28 protein-coding genes and 2 pseudogenes are annotated in these 23,607 nt (G+C 51.6%); 10 read left to right on the top strand and 20 right to left on the bottom strand.

The features are described 5' to 3' along the window. Window positions 1–67 precede the first annotated feature (67 nt). From GEI7105_RS0109690 to GEI7105_RS29830, 6 genes are all read right to left on the bottom strand, one after another. Window positions 68–1,264: an IS4 family transposase gene (locus GEI7105_RS0109690; RefSeq protein WP_017660281.1), complete on the bottom strand. Its 1,197-nt coding sequence runs from the start codon at window positions 1,262–1,264 to the stop codon at window positions 68–70. Window positions 1,265–1,356: 92 nt separating this feature from the next. Next, entirely contained in the window at window positions 1,357–1,665 is a 309-nt protein-coding gene (locus GEI7105_RS29840) for a Uma2 family endonuclease (protein ID WP_245555395.1), read from the bottom strand. Between the two features lie 38 nt (window positions 1,666–1,703). Further along, window positions 1,704–2,006, bottom strand: a complete 303-nt coding sequence (locus GEI7105_RS0109680; RefSeq protein ID WP_017660279.1) for a type II toxin-antitoxin system RelE/ParE family toxin — start codon at window positions 2,004–2,006, stop codon at window positions 1,704–1,706. Then, window positions 2,003–2,233 (bottom strand): addiction module protein, encoded by a 231-nt coding sequence (locus GEI7105_RS0109675; RefSeq protein ID WP_017660278.1) that lies wholly within the window; start codon window positions 2,231–2,233, stop codon window positions 2,003–2,005. The genes GEI7105_RS0109680 and GEI7105_RS0109675 overlap by 4 nt, the downstream gene beginning before the upstream one ends. A gap of 351 nt (window positions 2,234–2,584) precedes the next feature. Continuing rightward, window positions 2,585–2,848: a DUF8462 domain-containing protein gene (locus GEI7105_RS33320; RefSeq protein WP_218959066.1), complete on the bottom strand. Its 264-nt coding sequence runs from the start codon at window positions 2,846–2,848 to the stop codon at window positions 2,585–2,587. 380 nt (window positions 2,849–3,228) lie between these two features. Then, entirely contained in the window at window positions 3,229–3,927 is a 699-nt protein-coding gene (locus GEI7105_RS29830; RefSeq protein ID WP_017660276.1) for an ATP-binding protein, read from the bottom strand. 585 nt (window positions 3,928–4,512) lie between these two features. On the opposite strand from GEI7105_RS29830, the pseudogene GEI7105_RS34690 reads away from it, so the two are divergent. Then, window positions 4,513–4,638, top strand: a pseudogene (locus GEI7105_RS34690) (ABC transporter ATP-binding protein); the annotation flags it as partial. Window positions 4,639–4,658: 20 nt separating this feature from the next. Here GEI7105_RS34690 and GEI7105_RS0109655 read toward each other — a convergent pair. Beyond that, window positions 4,659–4,949: a type II toxin-antitoxin system RelE/ParE family toxin gene (locus GEI7105_RS0109655; RefSeq protein ID WP_017660274.1), complete on the bottom strand. Its 291-nt coding sequence runs from the start codon at window positions 4,947–4,949 to the stop codon at window positions 4,659–4,661. Further along, the gene (locus GEI7105_RS34685) at window positions 4,946–5,176 is read right to left on the bottom strand and encodes an addiction module protein (RefSeq protein WP_071592060.1); all 231 of its coding nucleotides are present in this window, start codon (window positions 5,174–5,176) and stop codon (window positions 4,946–4,948) included. The genes GEI7105_RS0109655 and GEI7105_RS34685 overlap by 4 nt, the downstream gene beginning before the upstream one ends. Window positions 5,177–5,285: 109 nt before the next feature. On the opposite strand from GEI7105_RS34685, the pseudogene GEI7105_RS37025 reads away from it, so the two are divergent. Then, a pseudogene (locus GEI7105_RS37025) lies at window positions 5,286–5,369 on the top strand (ABC transporter ATP-binding protein); the annotation flags it as partial. 37 nt (window positions 5,370–5,406) lie between these two features. On the opposite strand, the gene GEI7105_RS0109645 reads toward GEI7105_RS37025, so the two are convergent. Both GEI7105_RS0109645 and GEI7105_RS0109640 read right to left on the bottom strand, forming a co-directional pair. Beyond that, entirely contained in the window at window positions 5,407–5,988 is a 582-nt protein-coding gene (locus tag GEI7105_RS0109645) for a Uma2 family endonuclease (protein WP_017660273.1), read from the bottom strand. Window positions 5,989–6,069: 81 nt separating this feature from the next. Continuing rightward, complete coding sequence (locus GEI7105_RS0109640) at window positions 6,070–7,794, bottom strand: Rqc2 family fibronectin-binding protein (RefSeq protein WP_026097548.1); 1,725 nt, start codon at window positions 7,792–7,794, stop codon at window positions 6,070–6,072. A 181-nt stretch (window positions 7,795–7,975) separates the two neighbouring features. On the opposite strand from GEI7105_RS0109640, the gene remA reads away from it, so the two are divergent. Together remA and gmk are read left to right on the top strand one after the other, a co-directional pair. Further along, window positions 7,976–8,233 carry an extracellular matrix/biofilm regulator RemA gene (gene remA / locus GEI7105_RS0109635; protein ID WP_017660271.1) on the top strand — a complete coding sequence of 86 codons (258 nt, stop codon included), beginning with the start codon at window positions 7,976–7,978 and terminating at the stop codon, window positions 8,231–8,233. A gap of 85 nt (window positions 8,234–8,318) precedes the next feature. Further along, window positions 8,319–8,891: a guanylate kinase gene (gmk, locus tag GEI7105_RS0109630; RefSeq protein WP_017660270.1), complete on the top strand. Its 573-nt coding sequence runs from the start codon at window positions 8,319–8,321 to the stop codon at window positions 8,889–8,891. On the opposite strand, the gene GEI7105_RS0109625 is transcribed toward gmk, so the two are convergent. The 9 genes from GEI7105_RS0109625 to GEI7105_RS0109590 all read right to left on the bottom strand — a co-directional run bounded on the left by GEI7105_RS0109625 (window position 8,888) and on the right by GEI7105_RS0109590 (window position 16,567). After that, window positions 8,888–9,160, bottom strand: coding sequence for a Mo-dependent nitrogenase C-terminal domain-containing protein (locus GEI7105_RS0109625; RefSeq protein ID WP_083862439.1), 273 nt, complete (start codon window positions 9,158–9,160; stop codon window positions 8,888–8,890). The two genes, gmk and GEI7105_RS0109625, sit on opposite strands and share 4 nt — an antisense overlap. 359 nt (window positions 9,161–9,519) lie before the next feature. Continuing rightward, window positions 9,520–9,765, bottom strand: a complete 246-nt coding sequence (gene psaC, locus GEI7105_RS34680) for a photosystem I iron-sulfur center protein PsaC (protein ID WP_071591997.1) — start codon at window positions 9,763–9,765, stop codon at window positions 9,520–9,522. A 189-nt stretch (window positions 9,766–9,954) separates the two neighbouring features. Continuing rightward, entirely contained in the window at window positions 9,955–10,848 is an 894-nt protein-coding gene (locus tag GEI7105_RS0109620) for a CoB--CoM heterodisulfide reductase iron-sulfur subunit B family protein (RefSeq protein WP_017660268.1), read from the bottom strand. Between the two features lie 188 nt (window positions 10,849–11,036). Then, window positions 11,037–11,882 carry an S-formylglutathione hydrolase gene (gene fghA, locus GEI7105_RS0109615; RefSeq protein WP_017660267.1) on the bottom strand — a complete coding sequence of 282 codons (846 nt, stop codon included), beginning with the start codon at window positions 11,880–11,882 and terminating at the stop codon, window positions 11,037–11,039. 180 nt (window positions 11,883–12,062) lie between these two features. Then, window positions 12,063–13,172, bottom strand: a complete 1,110-nt coding sequence (locus GEI7105_RS0109610; RefSeq protein WP_017660266.1) for an S-(hydroxymethyl)glutathione dehydrogenase/class III alcohol dehydrogenase — start codon at window positions 13,170–13,172, stop codon at window positions 12,063–12,065. A gap of 115 nt (window positions 13,173–13,287) precedes the next feature. After that, window positions 13,288–13,971 (bottom strand): Uma2 family endonuclease, encoded by a 684-nt coding sequence (locus GEI7105_RS0109605; protein ID WP_017660265.1) that lies wholly within the window; start codon window positions 13,969–13,971, stop codon window positions 13,288–13,290. A gap of 124 nt (window positions 13,972–14,095) precedes the next feature. Continuing rightward, window positions 14,096–14,668, bottom strand: coding sequence for a rod shape-determining protein MreD (gene mreD / locus GEI7105_RS0109600; protein WP_017660264.1), 573 nt, complete (start codon window positions 14,666–14,668; stop codon window positions 14,096–14,098). Window positions 14,669–14,732: 64 nt separating this feature from the next. Beyond that, on the bottom strand, window positions 14,733–15,539 hold the full coding sequence (gene mreC / locus GEI7105_RS0109595; RefSeq protein ID WP_017660263.1) for a rod shape-determining protein MreC: 807 nt from the start codon (window positions 15,537–15,539) through the stop codon (window positions 14,733–14,735). A 20-nt stretch (window positions 15,540–15,559) separates the two neighbouring features. Continuing rightward, on the bottom strand, window positions 15,560–16,567 hold the full coding sequence (locus GEI7105_RS0109590) for a rod shape-determining protein (protein WP_017660262.1): 1,008 nt from the start codon (window positions 16,565–16,567) through the stop codon (window positions 15,560–15,562). A 258-nt stretch (window positions 16,568–16,825) separates the two neighbouring features. On the opposite strand from GEI7105_RS0109590, the gene GEI7105_RS0109585 reads away from it, so the two are divergent. The 3 genes from GEI7105_RS0109585 to bioF all read left to right on the top strand — a co-directional run bounded on the left by GEI7105_RS0109585 (window position 16,826) and on the right by bioF (window position 19,440). Continuing rightward, on the top strand, window positions 16,826–17,191 hold the full coding sequence (locus GEI7105_RS0109585; protein WP_017660261.1) for a single-stranded DNA-binding protein: 366 nt from the start codon (window positions 16,826–16,828) through the stop codon (window positions 17,189–17,191). A gap of 33 nt (window positions 17,192–17,224) precedes the next feature. Beyond that, window positions 17,225–18,037 carry a GUN4 domain-containing protein gene (locus tag GEI7105_RS0109580; protein WP_017660260.1) on the top strand — a complete coding sequence of 271 codons (813 nt, stop codon included), beginning with the start codon at window positions 17,225–17,227 and terminating at the stop codon, window positions 18,035–18,037. 224 nt (window positions 18,038–18,261) lie between these two features. Then, window positions 18,262–19,440 (top strand): 8-amino-7-oxononanoate synthase, encoded by a 1,179-nt coding sequence (bioF, locus tag GEI7105_RS0109575; RefSeq protein ID WP_017660259.1) that lies wholly within the window; start codon window positions 18,262–18,264, stop codon window positions 19,438–19,440. Between the two features lie 369 nt (window positions 19,441–19,809). On the opposite strand, the gene GEI7105_RS0109565 is transcribed toward bioF, so the two are convergent. Then, on the bottom strand, window positions 19,810–20,016 hold the full coding sequence (locus tag GEI7105_RS0109565; protein ID WP_144053736.1) for a hypothetical protein: 207 nt from the start codon (window positions 20,014–20,016) through the stop codon (window positions 19,810–19,812). 142 nt (window positions 20,017–20,158) lie between these two features. On the opposite strand from GEI7105_RS0109565, the gene GEI7105_RS0109560 reads away from it, so the two are divergent. The 3 genes from GEI7105_RS0109560 to GEI7105_RS29820 form a co-directional block, all read left to right on the top strand. Further along, window positions 20,159–21,370, top strand: coding sequence for a DNA double-strand break repair nuclease NurA (locus tag GEI7105_RS0109560; protein ID WP_017660256.1), 1,212 nt, complete (start codon window positions 20,159–20,161; stop codon window positions 21,368–21,370). Between the two features lie 28 nt (window positions 21,371–21,398). After that, a complete protein-coding gene (locus tag GEI7105_RS33315; RefSeq protein WP_017660255.1) occupies window positions 21,399–22,676 on the top strand; it encodes a TRADD-N-associated membrane domain-containing protein in 1,278 nt (425 codons plus the stop codon). Window positions 22,677–22,877: 201 nt separating this feature from the next. After that, a partial coding sequence (locus GEI7105_RS29820) for an IS701 family transposase (protein WP_035492893.1) occupies window positions 22,878–23,607 on the top strand: 730 nt, incomplete at its 3' end.

The raw sequence follows: 23,607 nt of genomic DNA, 5'->3' as shown, positions 1-23,607 counted from the left end.
AGGTGTTGCAGTTCGATCGCCGTATCGAGTCCCCGTATGTCTTCGAGCTGAGAGGGTGACAACATAGCTAGACCCCCTGCCTCACAAGGGATAGAGCCTCTAGCCCTCGTTGAAAATGGAGAGATTTGTGAGGCTTCAACGCCATGAGCGCCAACATCCAATCTCTCCAGAGCAGCAGGGATTGACTCCAAGCATAACCGGATAATCCGAGGGAAAAAACACTATGATGAGGAAAACCTTGAGGGGTCAGGTCTGAACGACCTAAATAGGATTGGACGTGAGATTCAAGGAGACGCTGACCCGAACGAGTTGCTAACCAATAGGCTAAAGTCATGAGCAAAATGAGCGCCAAAAGTCGCGGAGGACTGACTCGAGTTGACTCAAGATTGTAGCCGCCACTTTTGCAGTCTCGGAACATCATTTCAATGCCCCAACGCGCTCTGTAAATTTGGCGAACTAATTGAGCATCTGAGAGAGTGGTCAGCAATAACCAAGGTTCTTTCCCTCCTTTCCCTCGATAACGACGTTTCCAATAAACGCCGAGATTAAGAGCGCGAACTGGTTCTTCTTTGTTGACATTAACGTTTTCAAAGAAGTGATACTGTCCCGGTTGAAAGCCTCGGTGTTTTAAGGCTTGGCATCGAGTCTTGGCATCCGCCACATAGGTACTTTTCTTCTGTCGCAATACAGCGTCCGCACCTCGCTTCCTGAGCCAGTCTGCCAGTTTAGCACTCTGAAATTCTCGGTCGCCTACTACCACCACTGGATAAGGTTTTAATAGCTTCAATACCGGCGCTAATATTTTTTGCTGTTGCCTCAAGGAACTGCTGCCTAATTGGGGTAATAACTCCCAATAGACCGGTAAAGCATGAGTCCCCCAAATTAGAGACACCATGAACAAATTCCGGTCTCTCCATTGAGTTCGGTCAAGGACGACCACCAAATATTTTCGAGACTTTAAGGTGAGTTGAGGACGCGCTCGTCGCTGTTCCCGATTGAGGTGGTTGCCGCGATATTCAGCTTTCAGCCACCTCTTGATAAGGGGAAACCATAACAACTTGGCACTCAACTGAGGCAACTTCAGAAATCGTTGCAAGCTGGTGACGCGACTGTCGTATTTTATCGGTTGAGGAAAGAACTGCGCTAACGTCGATAATTTGACTTGCCGATGCATTTGCAGTATCCAGACCAGCCACTTTAAGATCCCAATTTGCTTCTCATTGAGATGGATGCGCAGAAAATCTTGGTAGAATGTCGGTAGCATTTTTTTGTTGGGGTGGCCGCAAACGCCACCCTCTTTTTTGGGACTCCTCTATTCTCTCAAACAATTGTCCCGTCTGGCTTCCGTCTACCTTGTCACCCTCTCAGGTCTTCGAGATGCCAACGGCGATCGTCCGTTTGCCAGTAGTGTTCGATGAGAGGTTCGTTTTGGCTGACGAGTAGGTATTCGCGAAAACTGGGAATGGTTCGATAAGTGGTAAATTTCGAGCCGCGATCGCGATCGGCGGTGGAGGGAGACAGCACTTCGGCGACGAGTCGGGGATTGAGAATTTCGTCAGTCCGATCGTCGTTGAGGAGGGGTTCGCCATCGACCACCATCAAATCGGGAAACGAAAACTCCTCCAGAAACGAGTCGGTTGGAAAGCGACAGAATGAGGAATTCAACCGTCCGCTGCATTGGGGTTGTTAGCTTGCACTCGGTACTACTCTATCTGTCGTTGTCTCCAGTAATCAGGTCTACGCTTTCCGTGTGCGATCGCAACGACCCAGATACACTCTTCAAATTCTGCGTAAAAAATTAGAAAAGGAAACCGTTGAATTACATATCGATGTAACCCTGTAACTTTGTAGACTGCTCCTAAATTTGGATTTTGTTGAATTTTGCCGAGAGCTTGTTCGACTTCAGCCAGAAAATCGAGTCCCAAACCTACCTTTCGATCTTCGTAGTAGGCAACTGCCCCATCTAGCTCCTCGATCGCTTCACTGTGAATAATGACAGGCTTCACGAGTATTTTTCTCTCAATTCGGTAAATACTTGCTTAAATGGTTTACCGGAAGCCGTTCCTTCATTAATTTCTTGCATCCGTCGCGTTAACTCAATATCCCAAGCACTCTCTACGTCATAATCGACCTCCTCATCCAACGAGTGAATTAGGAAGTAAGCAAGCTCTGCACGATCTTTAACCGAGAGTTGAGAAAGCTCAAGCTTCAGTCTTTCCGCTGTTTCAGTCATTTTTGCTCCTCTTGGCGACCCACCTAACCTGATGAGACTAGGTCTACTATAGCAATCCTATTTGACTCGTGGAAATAATCCCAGGCGGTCAGCCTGGACTACGTGGGGTTTAGCCTTTTGATATTTTTTAGCTGATTTAGGATTGCAATATCCCTATTTTGTTATTCTCAGAATAAAAATTCGATCGCAACCGTTTAATGCTTTTCGAGGAGAGAGTTTGATAAATATTTCGACTTGAATTCTACAGATTGTAGACTTTTAGCTAATACAATCTCCCAAGTTCAAGCACGTTAGGAGATTCAGGATCTTTTTCTAACAGGAAATCACCCCAGTTTGACAAAAGAGGGATAGCTAATCCTGTTCAACAGTAGAAACTGAGATGATTCCAAATTCCCTTATATACTCCTTCAATAAAGGATCGACAAAGCCATAAACTCCCTTATCAAGCCTGTTGATGATACCTCGATCTACAAGAGTAGACATGTTAATACTGTACTGATTCTGCGCCAACCCTATCTTATCGCTAATAAAGCTTAGGGGTACATTGGGTCCATTATGCTCAGCCATAGCCTCAAGAATAAATTGGTACTTTCCTGAACCTGCTAACTTTAACAAGCTCTCGAATTTATTCTTGCGAACATCCTTAACCACTTTTTGTCTTGCTGCTTCAAGATCCTTTAGATCTAGATAATCGTCGTCATCTACAGATAGAATTTCACTACCTAATAGATGAAGTGGCTCCGGAAAACCAGCAGAGAGTTTGTAAGCACGCTCACAAACTTGTTCATCATAAGTGGCTCCAACTTTTTGGAATCCGCCCTTTAAAATTTCCTCACCTTCTGAGGCTTCCCATTTTGGAATTGGAATATCACGAAATGTGCGAAGAACAGATGCGTGTTCTTCCTCTAATTTGGCTCTTCGGAGTTTAGGGTGACAGAAAAACTAACTTCACGAGATTTCAAGGGTTTTGGCTCTCGAATCTTCGATTTTTTGTATCATGCTATACATTTATAACCACAAACTCCGAAGACCCCTAATTTCTGAATTGCTCCTGAAATACCTGCGGCAATAAACGCTACATTTTTATAATTTTCCCTAGCCATTCGCTCACTTGCTAACTTGAAGAATGATGCGACCCCTGAACTGGGATCTACGCGATCTAATTCATCAATAAAAAATATTATGCCGTTATATCCTTTCTCGCTCAGACGATCGTGCGCCTTTTTTATATCACCAACGAAAGCATTCACGATTTCAGAAATACACTCAAGGCTACTATCTTTATTGGAAACTTCAAGAGTTTTTAAAACATTCAACTTGAAGTTGAAGTTGCCCAAAAAACCATGTAGTTTAGATTCAAATTCTTTTGTTAGTCCATTAATTAGCCCTTGAACGTTTTGTTCTTTGTCACAATCATGCCAAACAGTGGCAAACTTATAGCTTTCTACACCTAGATCTAATTTGAGTCTCTCAGCTAAACGATTATCCCCACTCGCAAGAAGTTTTGTTTGGAGCAATAGGGAACTCTTACCTATACCTCGATCTCCAGTAATTATGGAATGCTTTGGGTTGCTATTTAGAATTTGAAATAAGGCATCAATAACCTCTTCAACTTGCTCCCGTCTTCCTGCAAATCTTAATGGATCGTCAACAGGTCGGTTGGGGAAAAAGGGATCTACAAATCTTCTCTTCATATTTCCTTACAGTTAGCAAGTCCTCTTGAGCGCTCAGGATTCATAGTCAATTCTAGCAATCCGGTAAAGCCTACTGTGTAATCTGCCTGTAGGCAATAGAAAACTCAAGTCCGCTTCCAGCAACTTTAATGCACTATCCGCACCAAGAGTTGAAGCAGCCTAACTATATCTCGGCTTACGCATTTACACCTTATGTAGGTTGGACAGTACCCACCGACCCCTACATTTAGGGCGTTCGGCACTGAAGTGCGTAAGTTCTAATATATATTAGACCGCCAGTATATGATAACTCCCCTTGGCAGCGCGTTGTCAAGCACTTGCGGTCTAACTCCAGTATTATGGATGTTAGACCGCAGTTGCCGGATAAAACTCCATATTGGGGACTTTTACCGTAGCTGGAGCGATGGAAACACCGCAACTATCCAAACTCCTCGATCGCCCGTTCCAGACCGCTCGCTTCCGGCACCTCAGCCGCCAAACCGTGCAACCTTGCACCCAGTATATCCAAAACTCGATCCTTTTTCTCAACAAATACTACCCAGAGACTTAGGAGCGCCAGAAGTGCGTGCCTACCTTCTAGTTATTGAGAAACCTTTACATTTTATTCGCCAAGCCGATCGCTATTACGCGATGCAGAAAGGGGGAATCGTCGCCTCGGGAGACACCAGTGAGTTGAGTCGGGACGCGATCGAGCAGTTTTTGGCGGTGTGATGGGACAACGCGATCCTCGTTTACTTGCGACTTTTCCAATACCCAGGCTCACGACTGCAATGCATGACTGCCAAAATTAGGATGTAGTCCGGCTCAATTGTGTAGAGAACACCATAGGGAAATCTACGCGCCATGCACCGCCGAACATCTTCCTCGATCGCGGCATAGTGGGTTGGAGATTCCCTAATCCGATCGACTGTATCCTCAATCGCGTTGATGAATGCTTGAGCCACTTCAACTCGCTGCTCTGTGTAGTATTGAGCTGCCTCAGCGTATTCATTGAGCGCTTCAGGATGGAATACATACCTCATGGCTCGATCGATCGTCTGACTTGCTCTAGGGCATCTTCGCCTGAAATGGGTCGAACAGACCCATTTCGCACGTCATCTCTCCGGCGTTTGGCTTCAGTTACCCAAGCGGCTTGAATCGTTGGGTCAGTGTCGGACTCCAAACTTTCGATTAACTTGTCTGCAAGAAGCGCTCTCGATGCACTCGGTAAGGAGAGTATTTCTTCTGTCAGTTGTTGAAGTGACCGCATCATCCCTCGCAGAAGGCTCAACCGCAATCACAATTCTATCAAAATCCCATGTCGGAAAAACTGAACGAACGAGCAGCTCAGCGGTAAGTGCCACCTAACGTTGACACCCGCCATGCAAAAAGGGGGAATCGTCGCCTCGGGAGAGACTAGCGAGTTGAGTCGGGACGTAATTCAGCAGTTTTTGGCGGTGTGATGGGACAACGCGATCCTCGTTTTCTCACGTTCGTTCTTTACGGGAAGCTAACGCGACGGTAAAGCTGTTGAAGAGAAATGCTGAGGGGGAGGTGTTGCAGTTCGATCGCCGTATCGAGTCCCCGTATGTCTTCGAGATGCCAACGGCGATCGTCCGTTTGCCAGTAGTGTTCGATGAGAGGTTCGTTTTGGCTGACGAGTAGGTATTCGCGAAAACTGGGAATGGTTCGATAAGTGGTAAATTTCGAGCCGCGATCGCGATCGGCGGTGGAGGGAGACAGCACTTCGGCGATGAGTCGGGGATTGAGAATTTCGTCAGTCCGATCGTCGTTGAGGAGGGGTTCGCGATCGACCACCATCAAATCGGGATAAGTGCCGCGATTGACAGCGGGAATCCAAAGCCGCAAATCGCTGTTAAACGGTTCGTACTGGGTCGATTCGAGCCTCTCTTCAAAGATGCGGTAAAGAGAACCGACGAGACGGCTGTGATTAACGGAACCTCCCGGCATTTCGACGATTTCCCCATCTCGATATTCGTGGCGTCGTTCGGCGATCGCCTCGAGTTCGCGATATTCAGCAAGACTGTAGTGTCGAGTCGTGACTGAGGAGGATGTCGCCATGAGTTCTTCTCGCGATCGCGCCTTGTACCAATTCTACTGAACCTGATTCCGCTCTCCCCATCCCCTCAACTCATCAACTCATCAACTCATCTCCTCAACTTCGCCGGGATTTCCCCAAATCACCGTTTCGTGTTTGTAAATCGCCATTCCCGGTTTCGCACCTTTGGGCTTATAAACAAACTTCGGTTCGGCGTAGATAACGGGTGCGGCGTCGCTTTCTCTGGCGCGACTGTAATAGGCGGCGAGGTTGGCGGTAAACTGCAAATCTGTTTCGTCGGGAACTGCGCCGGGATCGAGACGAAGTAAAACGTGACTTCCGGGGATTTCTTGGGTGTGAAACCAGAGATCGTAATCCCCCGCAATGCGAAACGAGAGTAAGTCGTTTTGGCGGTTGTTGCGTCCGACGAGAACTTCAAAACCGTTGGGTGTGCGGTAGTGGTAGAAGTTGTCTTCTCCGTCGGTGTTGCGACTGCGATGTTGGGGAAGTGAAAGATAGTTCTGTTCGACGAGTTCGTCGCGAATCTCTTCGAGAGCGATTAAATCTCCGGGGTGGCGGTAGTCGTCGAGTTGCGAGAGGGCGGAATCGACTTGTTGCAGATAGTGGATTTCTGACTCTGTTTCGGCGAGTAACGGCTTAACGGCTTCTTTTGCCCTGCGGAGCTTTTGATGACGCTTGTAGAGCGATTGAGCGTTCTGTACGGCATTTTTTTCGGGATCGAGGGTCAGTTTTACAGGTTCCCCAGTCTCGAAGTCCGCCAGGAAGATCGCCTTCATTCCCGGTTTCCACTCGTACAGGTGCGCCATGAGTAAATCCGCCTGTTGGCGAAACAGGTCGGCGTTGCCAGATTGCTGTAACTTATCGAGAAAGGTTTGGCGTTTGACTTGGAGCTTCGCCAGGGCGTTGCTGACCTTTTGCGTGAGTTGGTGGTGCAGTTGTTGGAAACTTTGTCGGTTGAGGCGATCGCTGTAGTAGGTATCGACGAGAACTTGGATATCTTCGACGGGTTCGATCGCGTCCCATCCCAACACCGTATAGCCGTTTTCCGTCCAACCCGGTTGGAATTGCTCTTTTTCCAAGCAAATCAGCCACTTTTGCCAAACCTCATATAAATTGTGCCAGTCGTCGTCGCTGAAGCGATCGGTGTTGCGCTCGGCGTCGAGATTGGCAGTGGCGGCGAGGGTGCGGACGAGGGCAGAACTGAGGCCGCGATAGGTTTTGAGGAGGTTACGGCGAAGCGAGTTGGGAACTAGGGAAATTCGCTCTCTCCAGCGATCGAACGGTTCTTCTAAGCTGGGAACGGCACTGGTGAGGGCTGGAGGCGGTTCGTAAGGCTGTCCGGTGAGGATGGGGCGAACGCTCGACTGTTTGGCAGTGACTTGATGGGCGGCAGTCACAACGAGGTTGTCGGCATTGGCCAGCACGACGTTGCTATACTTGCCCATAATCTCCACGTAGAGATGCCAGCAGACTGGATCGCCGGGGCGACGGGCGAACTGAAAGTCTAAAGCCCGTTCCCAGGGGGCCAGCGGTTCGATCGCCACGAGTGCCAACCCTTTCAGTTGGTGGCGCAGTTGGTCGCTAAAGGTAAACGTATCGGGATCTTTTGGAGGAGGCGAGGCCATAGAGAGATGTGCCGCTTGCGGATGCCAACACAGCCGCAACCAGCCTCGCCGTTCCAGGGTGCGAAGTGCGAGGGCGATACGGGTGCGATCGCGTTGGTACACCTGCTCTAAACGAGCGGGAAGCCAACGGGAACGCAAATCGGCACAAATGGCGACAACAGTGGTGAAATCGACGGGTTGCACGGGAAAGAATTTGCTGAAATCTCGACAGGGACTCCGTTGGCGACTTTGGTTCGGGGCAGCCGAGTCGTGCGATTTTCCAGAAATTTGCCCAGAGTCAGCCAAAATTTTGGATTCTATCTAACATTGAGAGGTAGATCGTCTTTTCACTCAGTTCCTCACACCAGTCAGTCAAGGATTCATCATGGACATTCAGCTTATCAACATCGGTTTTGGAAACATTGTTTCAGCTAACCGCGTTGTCGCCATCGTCAGTCCGGAGTCCGCTCCTATTAAGCGTATCATTACGGATGCCCGCGAACGAGGTCAGTTAATCGATGCAACGTACGGTCGGCGAACCCGAGCGGTTATCGTAACTGATTCGAGCCATGTCATCCTGTCGGCGATTCAACCGGAAACGGTGGCGAATCGATTTGTGTTCCACAAAGATGGACAAGCGTAACGGCATGGCGTATGGGTTATTCAAAGGGGAGATCGGTTGCAGTGGCGATCGCTCTCTCCGTTGTGCTAGTTGAAGACAAACGATCGTGCAAAACGGAAGGTTAATTGTACTGACAGGGCCGAGTGGTGTCGGTAAAGGGACGCTGTTGCAGTTACTGCGCCAACGCCACCCAGAACTTTATATATCGATTTCGGCGACGACGCGAGATCCCCGCCCTGGCGAGATCGACGGACGAGATTACGAATTTCTCAGTCGCGATCGCTTCGTCGCCAGTATTGAAAACGGCGAACTCCTCGAATGGGCAGAGTTCGCCGGAAATTACTACGGAACGCCTCGGGCGTCTGTCGAACGTCAAATCGCCCAGGGGAAATGGGTAATTTTGGAAATCGAGTTAGAAGGGGCGCGACAGATTCGCCGTCATTTTCCAGACGCCCTATTGATTTTTGTTTTACCGCCGTCGTTTGAGGAATTGGAAAATCGCTTGCGAGGTCGAAATCAGGACGACGTAGCGGCCATCGAACGTCGGTTAGAACGCGCGAAAAAAGAGATCGCCGCCTCGGAGGAGTTCGACGTAAGAGTCGTCAACGACGATCTCGAAAAAACCGTGAAACAGCTCGAAGACGTGCTGTTTTCTAACGCTGTCACCTCCTCGAGTTAACTGTTACTCAGTTCGTAGTCACCGACGGTATCGACGAGGTAGCAAAGGGCGCGAAACCGCAGTTCCACAAAGCGATCGTAGAGGGGGTTGAGCTTGCACAGAGGGGGAATACGGAACAGCGATCGCCCGAACCACACGACATCTCGCTCGAAGGGACATCGAGCTGGAATCAACCGCACGATCGCCCGCGCAATGCCTGGGTTTTCTACATCGAGGGATGCGAGCCAGCGATCGAGTGGCTGAATCAAAAAAGAAACGAGTTGAGACATAACCTTTCGTGAGGTTGAAAAGTATCGAGGCGGCGTCGCGATGGCGATAGCAGAGTCAGCTCGAGTCGTGCGACTGCCGCCTTCTTCCAACCTAGGAGGCGTGGGAGGCGTTTGGGTAAAGAAACAATAAGGAATCGATCGGCTTCGGTAAAGCTTTTGTAAAATTGCTTCTCTAATCTCGGGGTTCGGGTCGATTCTACCGTGACCCATCCTGTTTCAAACTGCTGTGATGCGGTTGGGACGAGTGTGAGGTCGGACGTGGATTTGACGGACAACACCGATCGCTATTTGCTGAAAAAGGGACGTGTTTCCACCTCCCTTTCTCAGTCGATCTTCAATTTAGAGAAATATTCAGATCGTTAGTATGCCAGCCCCATACTGCGAGTCGTCTCGGCACCGAGGTACACGCGGACGCTCAAGAAGTCTGTCGGGCAAGCCGTTTCGCAACGTTTGCAGCCGATGCAGTCTTCCGTGCGAGGAGAGGATGCAATTTGTCCGGCTTTGCAACCGTCCCAAGGCACCATTTCCAGCACGTCTAGGGGACAAGCCCGGACGCACTGGGTGCATCCGATGCAGGTGTCATAGATTTTTACCGTATGAGACATCGATCGAAAACTCCAAATGGATTCTCAACGAATGGTTTTGATATTGCAGAAGTGCGGCGGACGAAAACGCCCAATACCGACACGGATTAAGGCTTAGTGTAGCTTGTCGTCCCGACTCCTCTGACAAAATGCTGCAAAACTTTAACAAAGTTGACATTTCGGAAGTCGGTTGAGAATCGCTGAACTGAGCTATAAACCGAGCTTATCTAAAACGGGACGAGTTGAGATGCAATGGCGATCGAGTCCCAGTTGTTTCGGCGGAATCCCCAATGCTAACGCCACCAGTTGCGGCAGGTGCAACACGGGCAATCCTAGGGTACGCCCGATCGCCCCTTCCACGTCCGGTTGTCGCGAGTCGAGATTCAGATGACAGAGGGGACAGGGCGTCACCATGCAATCTGCCCCCGCATCGATCGCCGCCTGTAAATGGGTTCCCGCCATCTCAAAGGCTTGTTGAGTCGCATAACTCGAGAGGGGCCAGCCACAGCATTGAGTGCGTCCAGGGTATTCTACTGGCGTCGCCCCCAGCACTTGAAAGACGTTTTCGAGCGATCGTGGATTGTAAGGATCGTCGTAAGCCAGTTGCGTTTGCGCCCGCAGCAGGTAACAGCCGTAAAACGCCGCACATTTCAACCCACTGAGCTTCCGCGTTACCCGCTCTTGCAGCTTTTCCAAGCCGAAATCCGCCACCAACGCCCACAACAGATGTTTGACTTCCGTTGCGCCTCGGTAAGGGGAACAATGTTCTTTGGCGAGGATGTCGTTGACGTTCTCGAGATAGTGAGGGTCGTTGGTTTGCGCGTCTTTGAGGCGATCGTCGACTCGTCCGATGACCCCTTGGCAGGTACTGCAATGAGTCAACAGCGGCAAATTCAACTCCTCCGCCAAGGCGATATTCCGGGCGTTGACTGCATCTTCGAGCAGTTGCGACTCCTCCTTAAACGTACCGGAACCGCAACAAGCCGCCCGTTTGAGTTCCACCAATTCGATATTGAGGGCTTGGGTTAACGCCGCCGTAGAGTCGTACAGTTCGCGACAAGCCCCTTGAGCGACACAACCGGGAAAGTAAGCGTATTTCAGCATGAGATTTTCGTCAGTTCGGGAAACGGCGATCGAGAAGGTCTGCCTTCGATGGTAATGCAAGCCATTCCCGCAAAACAGGGATGAGGGGATGATGAGTCGGTATGTGGGCGGTGTACATTAGCAGTGCGTGAGAGATCGTTCGGTCTCACGATCGACACCCGATTTTTTCAAGTCACGCACCCTACGCCTCATCGTCCCAACGCGGCGGCGTGATAGCGCACGTGGTCTTCCATAAACGTCGCCATGAAATAATAACTGTGGTCGTATCCCGCCTGACGGCGCAACTGCACCTCGACCCCCGCAGCTTTACAGACGTCCTCGAACACTTCCGGTAACAACTGACCCTGACTCAAAAACGAATCCGCCTCTCCTTGGTCGATTAAAATCGGACGGTTCCAACCAGACGATCCCACCAACTCGCTGGCATCGTACAGCTTCCAATCCTGCCGATTTTCGCCCAGATAGCCGCGAAATGCCTTTTCGCCCCAAGGACAGCGCGTCGGGGCTGCAATAGGCGCAAACGCCGACACCGACTGATATCGCGAGGGATTGCGAAGCGCACAGACGAGCGCCCCGTGACCGCCCATCGAATGGCCGAACACACTCTGACGGGAAGTATCCACCGGAAACGATTCCGCCACCAACGCCGGGAGTTCCTCGGTGACGTAGCTGTACATCCGATAGTGTCGGCTCCAGGGTTTCTGAGTTGCATCCACGTAGAACCCCGCCCCAGAACCGAAATCCCAATCTTCATCCTCACCCGGTAGCCCCAAATTCCGAGGACTGGTATCCGGTGCGACTAACATCAAGCCGTATTCCGCCGCATACCGTTGCGCTCCCGCTTTGGTAATAAAATTTTCCTCCGTACAGGTGAGTCCCGACAGCCAGTAGAGAACCGGAACCCGTTCGGTGTCTGCTTGCGGCGGTAGATACACCGAAAAGCGCATTTCGGCGTTACAAGTTGCAGAAAGATGGCTGTAAAACTGCGTCGTTCCGTCAAAACAACGACTTTGGCTTCTGAGCGTTAAGGACATAAGGTTAAAAAATCGGGTTTTCGGTAGGGTGCGTGACTTGAAAAATCGGGTGTAAATCGTGAAACCGAGAACTCGTCACGCACCGACAATGTACGCTGCCAACATACAAGGGTGCGTTACGGTGGCGAAATGGTTTCGGATCGAGCGAGATCGCTTCCGCCGTAACGCAACGAAGCAAACCTACGGGAACGTAACCACCGTCCGAATCGCTTTCCCCTCGTGCATCAAATCGAACGCCTCGTTAATCCGTTCGAGGGGGACTACGTTCGTCACCAGACTATCGATATCGATTTTCCCGTCCATGTACCAATCGACGATTTTCGGCACGTCGCGGCGGCCTTTTGCCCCACCGAACGCCGTCCCTCGCCAAACGCGCCCCGTCACCAACTGGAACGGACGGGTACTGATTTCCTGTCCCGCACCCGCGACGCCGATAATAATCGATTCGCCCCAGCCTTTGTGACAGCATTCCAACGCCTGACGCATCACGTTGACGTTTCCGATGCACTCGAAGCTGTAATCGGCACCGCCGTCAGTGAGTTCGATAATATGCGCCACCACGTCGTCAACTTCCTTGGGATTGACGAAATGCGTCATGCCAAATTGTTCGGCGAGGACACGTTTGTCCGGGTTGAGATCGACGCCGATAATCTTGTCGGCGCCCACCATTCGCGCCCCTTGAATCACGTTCAAGCCGATTCCGCCGAGTCCGAAAACCACCACGTTGGAACCCGGTTCGACTTTGGCGGTGTTGATGACAGCCCCGACGCCAGTGGTGACGCCGCAGCCAATCAAACAGGCTTTCTCGAACGGCGCATCGTCGCGAATTTTCGCCACGGCGATTTCCGGTAACACGGTGAAATTGGCGAAGGTAGAGGTTCCCATGTAGTGATGGATTTTTTTGCCGTTTAGGGAAAAACGGCTGGTTCCGTCGGGCATTACGCCCTTGCCTTGGGTGCTGCGAATAGCTTGGCAGAGGTTGGTTTTGCCGCTGAGACAGAACTTACACTCACGACATTCTGGGGTGTAGAGGGGAATGACGCGATCGCCCGGTTTCAGGCTTTTCACCTCCGGCCCCACTTCTACCACAACCCCCGCCCCTTCGTGGCCGAGAATGGCGGGAAACAAGCCTTCGGGATCGGCTCCCGAGAGGGTGTAGGCGTCCGTGTGACAGACGCCGGTTGCTTTGATTTCCACCATCACCTCTCCGGCTTTGGGCCCTTCGAGTTGAACGGTTTCGATGCTCAGAGGCTTTCCCGCCTCCCATGCCACTGCTGCCCGTACATCCATAACGATTTTTTCTCTAAATGGCGAACCAGCCAAATTTTATCGAAGTATCGGGCAACGGTCTTGTGAAAAGGGGAAAATTTGACGAGTCGGGTTTTGTGGGCAACGGCGATCGCTCCTACAGTTCGTCGGGATCGACCCCTAACTCTCGCAATTTTTCGGCAAGGCGATCGGCTTTCGCTTGCACCGCATCTCGTTCGGCTTGCACTGCATTCAAACGCGCCTGAATTTGCTGCAAACTCTCAAACTCGGAGCCGTCAGGACGATACAAGGTTAACTCGTCTTCACCCAACTCGAAACGAATTCCCAAACGCGGACTCGTCCATCCGTCAAGGTCTTCGATGATTTCCAGGCGAGATTCCCCCCGAATTAAACCCATGAATTCGTTTTTATCAGGATCGTAAATGTAATACTCTTCAACGCCGAAATTATCGTAAAAATGTTCTTTGCGCGTCATCTCTTTGAGGGTGTTTCCGGGGGAAAGAATTTCAAACACCACTTGCGGCGCAATGTCGTTTTCACACCATTGTTTGTAAGAGCCTCGCTCTCCTTTGGGGCGTCCGAACGCCACCATGACATCGGGAGCGACGCGCAATTTGTTGTTTCCTTCTACGGGATACCAGAGTAAATCTCCGGCGACGAAAACCTCGGGATTGTCGGCGAAAATCAGTTCGAGATTTTCTTTGATGGTGACGATCCAGCGAAATTGAAGGGTATTGTCGGCCATGGGTTTGCCGTCGCTGTCGGGGTAGATGATAGGTTTTGTTGGTGTTTTGGTTTGAGGTTCAGTTGGGGAAACCATACTCAATTTCTCCGAGGCGTGAGGGGCGATCGCCTCGATCTTAACGCGATCGAAACTGAGAAGACTTCCCGTCGTCCGGTTCTCGTCTCTTGCTCTTTTTTTCCCTCGTCTGTCTTACCTTTTCTCAAGATCGCTCTCGTTGCCGTTCCCACCAATGGTTGAGGGGATAATATAAAACGGGTCCCCACAAACTACTCAATACTGCCGAGGCAAGGGCAACTTGCTGATAGTAATCCCAAATTTCTTCGATGGTAAAAAATACTGAATTGTCGGGCCGTCGCAGGCTGTACCAACTAAATTGAACGGCAGTTATCGTATCGGATAAAACCGACATTCCGAAGACGATCAACGCCACAGAAATAAAATCTTCTTGAATGTAACGCTGTTTTTGTAACCGAGCGGTGAGCATTCCCACTACGGCCAAACTTATCGCCCGTGTCGGTACGTCCGCCGTCATGCCGTCTTGCAACAACCCCAATACGACGCCAGCTACAGCCCCTTCCCACATCGATCGCTTGATGCTCCAAGCGACGACCCAAATCAACAACCAGTTGGGGGCGATGCCAAACAGTTCCATTCCGGGAAACCGCGTCGGGAGCAACAACAGACACAACACTACCGAGGCGATCGTAACCGCCCAGTTTAATGCTCTGCGCGAGAAGGCGTGCCAACCCAGAATCGATCGCGTGTTTGCCATTTAGGAGGAAACGCAGTGTTGCATTACGACAGTCTCTCTCTCAACAGTGTCTCACACCCATCTCTCAATCGACGAGTTCGACTTCTTCAACGTCGTCTTCGATCGGCTCGGCAGTGCCTTCTGGAAGAGGCTTCGACGGTTCGGGATAGACCACGACCCATTCGAGTGCCGCTAAGGGGGCTGACAGTTCGATTTCTGCTTGAGGGGCAGGACTGGCGTTGAGATTGACAGACACGACGGTTCCGACTGGCACTTTTGAGGGAAACCGCTGACTGTAGGTCGATGTGGCGATCGCGTCGCCTTCGCGCACGTCGGGCAATTTCTCGAAAAACTCCAAGACGGCAGTGTTCGAGCCTTTCCCTCGCAGGACGCCCATCGCCCGCGATCGCGTCACCGTCACCCCCACGCGAGAGCTGGCATCGCTAACCAGCAGGATACGACTGGAACTGTCGGTGACGCTAATAACTCGGCCGACTAACCCCCCCGACGCCATCACGACGTGGTCGATTTCGATTCCGTCTTGGCGACCTCGACCTAACAAGGCGTGTTGCCACCAGCGATCGGCACTGCGTCCGACAACGGGGGCGAAAATCGGCTCTCCCGTACTTTGGGGTTTGTAATCGAGCAGGTCTTGGAGACGCTGGTTTTCTTGCTCCACTTCGGCCAACCGCTGCTGCAATTCCCGAATTCTGGCGTTGACCAGTTCGTGTTGCCGATCGGGATCGGCTTGAAAGGGGCGAGAGATGCGTTGGTACAGCTCGAAAACCACGGCGCCATCTGTGTGTTTGAAGGCCACCGCCACGCCCAGGGACGCCGCCGCGACAAGTGCCAACGTACCGTATCGTTCCCACCAACGACGCAAGACGAACAAAGGTTATTTCTCCTACTCTCTTACATGGTGCGAGAGCGACCTCGGAAGACCCGCTCGAGCTGCTTGAAGTTTTCTAGTACTCGTCCGGTTCCCAGAACCACACAGCTTAAGGGGTCTGCTGCAACGTGGGTGACGATTCCCGTTTCGTGACCGATGAGGGTGTCGAGTCCTTTAAGCAAGGCACCGCCTCCGGCGAGCATAATGCCGCGATCGATAATGTCGGCGGCCAGTTCTGGCGGCGTCCGTTCGAGGGTTCGTTTGACGGCTTCGACGATCACCGACAGCGGCTCGGACATACTTTCGCGAATTTCGGGGCCTTTGATGGTGACGGTACGCGGTAAACCGGATAGCAGGTGCAAGCCTCGCACGTCCATCACGACATCGTCTTCGTCGGTGGGATAGGCCGATCCCACTTGAATTTTGATTTCTTCAGCCGTCCGTTCTCCGATGACGAGGTTGTGAACTTTTTTCATGTACTGCACGATCGAGTCGCTCAGTTCGTCTCCGGCAACGCGCACGGACTCGCTCAATACGATCCCTTGCAAGCTGAGAACGGCGACTTCAGTGGTTCCACCGCCGATATCGACGATCATGTTCCCCGTCGGCTCGGCCACGGGCAATCCGGCACCGATCGCTGCCGCGATGGGTTCGTCGATCAGGCGCACGTCCCTCGCTCCGGCTTGGATAGCTGCGTCCATGACGGCACGACGTTCTACGCCGGTCACACCGCTCGGAATTCCGATGACGATGCGAGGGGCGACCAGTCCGGTACGGCCTTCGTGGACTTGTTTGATGAAGTGTTTGAGCATCAGTTCGGCGGTGTCAAAATCGGCAATGACACCGTCGCGTAACGGACGCAGGGCGACGACGTTGCCGGGCGTGCGCCCGAGCATCTGTTTGGCCTCCTCTCCCACAGCTAAGGGGAGTTTGTCGTCTTGGTCGATCGCCACGACCGACGGCTCTTGAAGGACAATTCCTTTACCAGAGACATAGACCAGGGTGTTTGCCGTCCCCAGGTCGATTCCCATGTCTCTAGAGAGTGAAAAGCGACTTAAAATTCCCACGCGCGCCTACGTCCTCCCAGCTCGAATACGCTCTAGTTTACGATTCGATCGCAATAGTTTACGATTACCGAGGTGGATTCTATATCGTTTTGTTCGATCCGTCTAGTGTCTCGGTCAAATCTCTCGATCGCCGTTCGATTTACAAAAGCTTTGCCAGACGGCGATCGAATGGGTCATAATCGAAGTTGACGTATCGTTCAACTCACGCGAAATTTAAATCTTATGAGTCTCAATGTCGTAACGCTGGTGGGTCGCGTCGGAGCCGATCCCGATTCTCGTTATTTCGAGTCGGGAAGTGTCGTCTGTAATTTTCCCCTCGCGGTCGATCGCAGAAGCCGCAACAGCGACAAACCCGATTGGTTTAATTTGGAGTTATGGGGTAAAACGGCAGAAGTCGCCATCAACTACGTCCGCAAAGGCAGTCTCATCGGCGTGAAAGGATCGCTGAAATTCGATCGCTGGCAAGATCGCAATACGGGGGCCGATCGCTCGAAGCCTGTAATTCGCGTCGATCGCCTAGAACTCCTCGGCTCGAAGCAAGACCGCGATACGAGCATGGTAGACAGTTACGAAGACGACGAGTTTTAACCGTCGAGCGATCGCCTCAGACGGTAAGTTTCTATGTCGTTGGTCTGTCCCATCTGTCAAACGCCTTACGAAGAGGGTGTCGCGTGCTGCGATGTCTGCGGGTGGGACGTAACCCCCACCTCCCTCGAAGCCTTGCGACGTCAGCCAACTCATTTAGCATGGGCGAAAGCCATGTGGGAACGACAGCGATCGCCCCTCGAAACGCGACTCGACCTCGCCGGACAAGAGCGATCGCATCTCGCCCAGCAACTCGATTGGCTGATTCAAACTGTCGCCGATGTCGATTTCCCCAAGATCGATCGCACCCTGTCTCGTCTCGAAGACTGGCTCACTCCTGGCGACGACGGAATATCTCTGGCTTCGGATGTCGGGGTCGATTATCGACCGCTCGCCGCCCTCTTAGAACGTCACCGCTGGAAAGAAGCCGACCTCTGGACGTGGGAGATCGTTCTCGCGATCGCCCAACGAGACCTCGAAGGTTGGTTGCGTCTCGAAGATATCGCCGCGTTTCCTCAAACCGATATTGACACGATCGACAATTTGTGGTACGCGTACAGCGAAGGTCGTTTCGGGGCGATCGTCCAGGGACAGATTTGGGCAGAAAGCGGCGAAAACTACAGTGAATTTTGCGATCGCGTCGGTTGGCGAATGTCTGGAAACTGGAAGCGTTACGAAGACTTAGACAATTCCCTCGACACCTTTGTCGGTCATCTTCCCGTCTTGGCCTGGCGAAAACGAGCCTGTTACGGAACCGGACGCTGTACCGCCTCCGAGAGTTTGGCCGCCTGGATTTCTCGAGTTTCAGAAATAGATGATGGGGTGAGAACAGTGAACAGTGAACAGTGAACAGTGTTTCAGTCACCAGTCACCAGTCACCAGTCACCAGTCACCAGTCACCAGTCACCAGTGAAGACAGGGAACAGGGAACAGGGAACAGGGAACAGTTAATAGTTTCTCCCTCTCTCCCCCTCTCCCTCTCTCCCTCTCTCCCTCTCTCCCTCTCTCCCTCTCTCCCCCTCTCCCTCTCTCCCCCTCTCCCCCTCTCCCTCTCTTCCCCTCTCAATTAACCCGTGGTTTATCGTTGGATCGACAACTCTCTCAAAGCGATACGTAAAGCGAACTGGTATCGAAGCTCCGTCGAAATTGACGGACGACCGGGGGCGGAAATCCAATTCGAGGGGCGACGTTTCGTCAATTTTGCGAGTAACGATTATCTGGGATTGGCTGGAGACGATCGCCTAGTCGCCGCCGCTGTCGAAGCCACGAAAACCTACGGAACCGGAAGTAGCGGATCGCGGTTACTCAGCGGACACCGACCGTTACATCGCCAACTCGAACGGGCGATCGCCAAGTTCAAACAAACCGAAGATGCGGTTGCGTTCAGTTCGGGCTATTTAGCCAATTTAGGAACGATCGCGGCTTTAGTCGATCGCCGCGATGTCATTTTCGCCGACGCCTACAACCATTCGAGTCTCAAAAATGGGGCGATTCTCTCTGGGGCGACGGTCTTCGACTACCCCCACAACGACCTCGACGCTTTAACGGCTCAGTTACAACAGCATCGATCGCGCTATCGCCGTGGTCTGCTCCTGACGGATAGCGTCTTTAGCATGGACGGCGATATTTGTCAACTTGCCGAACTGCTCGATCTCGGCGATCGCTTCGAGTGTATGGTGATGGTGGACGAAGCCCACGGAACCGGAGTATTTGGAGATCGCGGGTCGGGTTGTGTCGAGTCTTTCGGCTGTCGCGATCGCCCCTTAATTCAAATGGGAACCCTCAGTAAAGCCTTGGGAAGCCTCGGTGGGTACGTGGCCGGATCGTCGAGTCTCGTGGAGTTTCTCCGCAATCGCGCCCCCACTTGGATTTACACGACGGGACTGTCTCCGGCGGATACCGCAGCAGCGTTAAAAGCGATCGAAATCGTGCAAACGGAACCACAACGACGGGCGAAGTTGTGGGACAACGTCAGTTATCTCAAACGTCGTTTGACGGAAATCCTTCCTCCTGACTTCCAACTGCTCCCGTCGAATTCGCCGATCGTCTGCGTTCGCGTCAAAGACGCCGCCACCGTCCTCGCACTCGGAAACATCTTTCGCCAAGCCGGAATATTCGTTTCGGCGGTGCGTCCTCCCACCGTTCCCACCAGTCGCTTGAGAATTACGCTAATGGCGACTCACGAACGTCATCACCTCGATCGCTTAATCGATGTATTCGCACAACTTAAAACCCCAGAAATCCAGCCGTAAAGTTTTTTGGAAATTTACAAGTTTTGACGAAAGTTTGTCCGTTTTTTGAAGCTCGCCGAATTGGGAATTTCGCGATCGAGAACCGTCAGCAAGTCAAATCTCCGCTTCGCGGCAGCGATCGCGTTTTCCTTCAACTTATACGACTCCAGCGAGTGCTGACTCTTTCAGAGTGATACGTAGATCGGCGATCGAGTTTCCATAAATTTTCCGTATTTTCTCAATAAAAAACAACAAAATGTAACAAAAAATACAATCGTTTGCGTCTGACTTCCGTTAAAATACGGACTTGTTGGGTCAATCCTGCTTCCAGGGAAGGCGGCTACGGTTGCTCTTGCCGCTCGAGCCACCCTCTCCCTGGATTCCATCAATTCAGCCGTCGGAGCGATCGCACGTCAGAGCTGATTTCATCACGATTGCAGGAACGCTTTTCAGGTATTTTGAGACGTTGCGTGACGGAAACGGGCGATCGATTGCAGGATACGGAAGGGGGTGCCAGTCACGCCGCGAAGAGATGAACTCGCCTTGCAGACCGTACTCTGCAATTTTATCGGCGATCGCTCGTGCAGATGTCTCCAATAAGACGACCGGAAAGAGCAACGCGATACACGATCGTAACTCCCCTGCGCTAAGCTAAGCAGCACAGGGAAATTCCCCACGATCGAGAGGGCGTATCCGTTGGGGCGACTTCCCGCACCGAAGGTCACAGGGAGAGTTCGTCGTGCTAGATCTCAACAAAGTCAGTCAACTGTTAGCGGGAACGATCGAACACTTGCAGGAGGAAGCCACCGCCGCGCGAAAACGTATGGAACGGGCTGAGACTTTGTTCTTACAAGCCTGTCAGCATCAAGACGCCCTCGTCGAAGCCCAAACACGATGGAGCGATCGCATTTGGTTTTCCGCCGCCACTCCCGTCGAACCTCTCGATACCCGTGTTTTACTAAAAGCACCGCCGAAAGCCCACACCGTCATCGCCACCGACGGTTCGCAAATCGCCCCCAACCAACACGAAATCGCCTATTGCTACCTCCTCAACATCGGACGGGTGGCGTTACATTACGGTCAAAACCGCCAACCTCTCCTCGATAGCATTCCCGAAGTGTTCTATCGTCCCGAAGATCTCTACGTTTCCCGCCAGTGGGGAATTCGCACGGAAGAGTGGATGGGATATCGCCGTACGGTCGCCGAAGCCACGGAACTGGCGGAGTTAGCCGTCAGCGTGCGCCTCCAACAGCGCAAACCGCCCATGTTGGCGATGGTCGACGGTTCGCTGATTTACTGGTTTTTGGACAGTTTACCCAACGAAGCGATCGATCGCATTCTTCCACCGATTTTAGAGGCTTGGAATCGCCTTCAGTTGGCTGGGGTTCCGCTGCTGGGGTATCTCAGCGCCTCCCGCAGTAGCGAAGCGTTGCACTTTTTGCGGTTTCAAGCCTGTCCTTACGACGAACCCAACTGTTCGACACACTGTCCTTACGTAGCCCCGGAAGAAGGAGAAGTGGTGTTGAAGCGATCGCCGTGTCAGGTAGCCGAACCATTGCGGGATACGGTCTTTTGGGCGACGCGACTCCAACCGGGGGAACGGGGCTGTTTGTGGAAGTCCTCGAATCCGATTTTGAACCTGTACGGAGACCGTCAGACTGTTTATTTTTGTTACGTTCACGTGGGGACGGAAATCGCCCGTATCGACGTTCCCGCTTGGGTTGCTGGCGATCGGGATCTCTTCGACTCAGCACTGAGTTTGATGTTAGGACAGGTATATAAAGGATACGGCTACCCGGTTACGTTAGCGGAGGCTCACAATCAAGCTGTGGTGCGAGGGGGCGATCGCCATCGCTTTTTTGCACTACTAGAACGCCAGATGATCGAAGCGGGCTTGCAAAACGTGGGAACGTCGTATAAAGAAGCGCGAAAACGCCGCAGTATCGCTTGAGTTGAGTCGTGTTAGGCGATCGAACGTCGTGGTTGAGAAATCTGAAAAATCTTCAAAAAATTGGTTTTGGGCGATTTGGGCGATCGTCCTGCTGGCGACGGGGATAGGGTTAGCGGCTTGTCAATCGATGCATTGGTATCAATCCAACCAACGCACCGACCTCTCCGATCGCTTAGAACTTGAAGAAATGCTGTTATCGCTGCGACAGATTCGTAAGGATTGGGACGCGATCGAACGACAACTTCGCGACGCACAAGCCGAACGCGATAAAATCCGCAATCCTGGGGAAACGAGATATCGCGAACTCACCGAACGGATCGAGCGACATAAGCTGCAACGTCAAGATTTATTGAACAATACGTTTCGTCCGTTTACGACAGAATTTAAAAAACAAGAGAACCATCATATTTTGATCTTGTTTCTAGATGTCGATCCGACGCAAAAAAATAGCCCGAACTTTCGCGAAGAACTCGCACGAAAAAACACACCGGAATATATTACATACGTTCACGAAAATACAGCTTACAGCCTCGTTGAAACCAGTGTCAGCGATCGCAAAACTCGAATTCGAGCGATCGACGATAATTTAATTCGTTGGGAAACCTGGTTTTTTGTCTGTTTGGTCGTTGCGACTGCCGATCTGATCGTAGCTGGGGCGTATCTTCTCATCGATCGATGGACGACCGAACAAGCCGAACGATTGAAACAGGCAGAAGAACGCTTTGAAGCCGCTCAAGCGAAGGTCAAAAATTACAGTTGGAATATTGCTAATGCGAATTTAGAGAAATACTACCAGCGTAATTTTTCAGAAAGCCAAATTATTTTTAGAATTAGCGTTTCTGTGATGGTTTTGAGCTTTGCAATTATCATCGTATCCTTGGGGATTGGGTTACTCCAAAGTTCTAACGCACCCTCGGTTTCTAGTTCGGCTTCGACGTTCGCTCCCTCCATCGACACGCCGTCTAGAGAGGAGGGAACGGCGGCGGTATCGACGATCGCATCGCAGCTAGAACACGAAGCACCGTCCTCGAACGCGATCGATCGCCAGTCCATCGGTTTTGTCGGCGTCATCGCTGGAATCGTGACCAATTTTATCGGCGCGACGTTTATGGTGATTTACCGCATGACGAACCAGCAAGCCACTCGCTATTCAGAAGCCTTGGAACGGATTAACGACGTGGGAATGGCGATGGATATTCTCCACAGTGCGAGCGATTCTGCGCTGTCGGAACCGATTCTCAACGCGAAAGTGGAAATTGCGACGAAACTCATCGAACGATCGCGCGTTCGGGGCGATCGCGCCTGAATCTGTAAAAATGTAAATTCATCGGATACAAGCTTCTGTACTCGATAGTGCTACGCACCGGTCCAGCCAAAGTTCTGGCGGTTCGGCGAGAATACCGCCTGTCGGGAGGGATAAGTTCTTCTAACGGGACTTAAACGGTAAAAAAGGTAAAATAAAAGCAAAACCCTTGACTGACAAGGATTTAAGGTGGAGAGTGTCCCCATGAGAGAGACCACCCCAGCCGCTATGCCACCCTGCTTTGAGAAGTGGTGCAAGCGTTTCGACCCCGACTTCAAAACCCAAGCACAAAAAAAGGGGTTTAGACACTATTTGGGAGGATTACTCGGGGAAAGCCAGCGAAAAAACATAACTCAGATGGCAAACGACTCGGTGGGAGTGGTTTACAACCGCTTACATCATTTTATAACGGAATCCCCTTGGGAGGAGAAGCGTATTAACGAACGTCGTTTAAAGGTGGTGGACTCCTGCCATCAAACCCGAGTGGGTCGGGGATTTGCCTTGCTGCTCGATGATACAGGACATCGAAAAAGCGGCAACTTCACCGCAGGTGTGGGAAGACAGTACATCGGAGAAATCGGCAAGCTCGACAACGGAATCGTGGCGGTAACGACCCATCTCTATGATGGCAAAAAAAATTTGCCTCTGGATGTAGAAATCTATCAGCCAGCCAGTTCCTTACCCTCAGGCAAGAAAGATCCCTCTTTCAAAAAGAAACCCGAAATCGCCTTAGAATTAATTGACCGGAGTTTAAAGAGAGGGTATCGACCGGGAATCGTCCTCATGGATGCCGGCTATGGTAACAACACAAATTTTTTAAAGGGACTCGAATCTCGCCGACTGAAGTATCTAGGAGCCGTCGCCAAAAATCGGAAAATCTGGCTGAATCAATCGGGAGAAAATTGGCAAAAGATTCGCCTTGATGAATATGCCA

This window comes from Baaleninema simplex PCC 7105 (assembly GCF_000332355.1).
In the GTDB taxonomy this organism is placed as follows: domain Bacteria; phylum Cyanobacteriota; class Cyanobacteriia; order Cyanobacteriales; family Geitlerinemataceae; genus Baaleninema; species Baaleninema simplex.
This window is presented reverse-complemented; position numbering and strand designations above follow the sequence as displayed.

Bases quoted from the DNA above. Each gene is read 5' to 3' on its own strand.
- GEI7105_RS0109690 (WP_017660281.1), bottom strand. From the start codon at position 1,264: ATGCTACCGACATTCTACCAAGATTTTCTGCGCATCCATCTCAATGAG.
- GEI7105_RS0109675 (WP_017660278.1), bottom strand. From the start codon at position 2,233: ATGACTGAAACAGCGGAAAGACTGAAGCTTGAGCTTTCTCAACTCTCG.
- GEI7105_RS29830 (WP_017660276.1), bottom strand. From the start codon at position 3,927: ATGAAGAGAAGATTTGTAGATCCCTTTTTCCCCAACCGACCTGTTGAC.
- GEI7105_RS0109655 (WP_017660274.1), bottom strand. From the start codon at position 4,949: ATGAGGTATGTATTCCATCCTGAAGCGCTCAATGAATACGCTGAGGCA.
- GEI7105_RS34685 (WP_071592060.1), bottom strand. From the start codon at position 5,176: ATGCGGTCACTTCAACAACTGACAGAAGAAATACTCTCCTTACCGAGT.
- GEI7105_RS0109645 (WP_017660273.1), bottom strand. From the start codon at position 5,988: ATGGCGACATCCTCCTCAGTCACGACTCGACACTACAGTCTTGCTGAA.
- remA (WP_017660271.1), top strand. From the start codon at position 7,976: ATGGACATTCAGCTTATCAACATCGGTTTTGGAAACATTGTTTCAGCT.
- GEI7105_RS0109625 (WP_083862439.1), bottom strand. From the start codon at position 9,160: ATGTCTCAACTCGTTTCTTTTTTGATTCAGCCACTCGATCGCTGGCTC.
- psaC (WP_071591997.1), bottom strand. From the start codon at position 9,765: ATGTCTCATACGGTAAAAATCTATGACACCTGCATCGGATGCACCCAG.
- GEI7105_RS0109620 (WP_017660268.1), bottom strand. From the start codon at position 10,848: ATGCTGAAATACGCTTACTTTCCCGGTTGTGTCGCTCAAGGGGCTTGT.
- fghA (WP_017660267.1), bottom strand. From the start codon at position 11,882: ATGTCCTTAACGCTCAGAAGCCAAAGTCGTTGTTTTGACGGAACGACG.
- GEI7105_RS0109610 (WP_017660266.1), bottom strand. From the start codon at position 13,172: ATGGATGTACGGGCAGCAGTGGCATGGGAGGCGGGAAAGCCTCTGAGC.
- GEI7105_RS0109605 (WP_017660265.1), bottom strand. From the start codon at position 13,971: ATGGTTTCCCCAACTGAACCTCAAACCAAAACACCAACAAAACCTATC.
- mreD (WP_017660264.1), bottom strand. From the start codon at position 14,668: ATGGCAAACACGCGATCGATTCTGGGTTGGCACGCCTTCTCGCGCAGA.
- GEI7105_RS0109590 (WP_017660262.1), bottom strand. From the start codon at position 16,567: ATGGGAATCGACCTGGGGACGGCAAACACCCTGGTCTATGTCTCTGGT.
- GEI7105_RS0109585 (WP_017660261.1), top strand. From the start codon at position 16,826: ATGAGTCTCAATGTCGTAACGCTGGTGGGTCGCGTCGGAGCCGATCCC.
- GEI7105_RS0109580 (WP_017660260.1), top strand. From the start codon at position 17,225: ATGTCGTTGGTCTGTCCCATCTGTCAAACGCCTTACGAAGAGGGTGTC.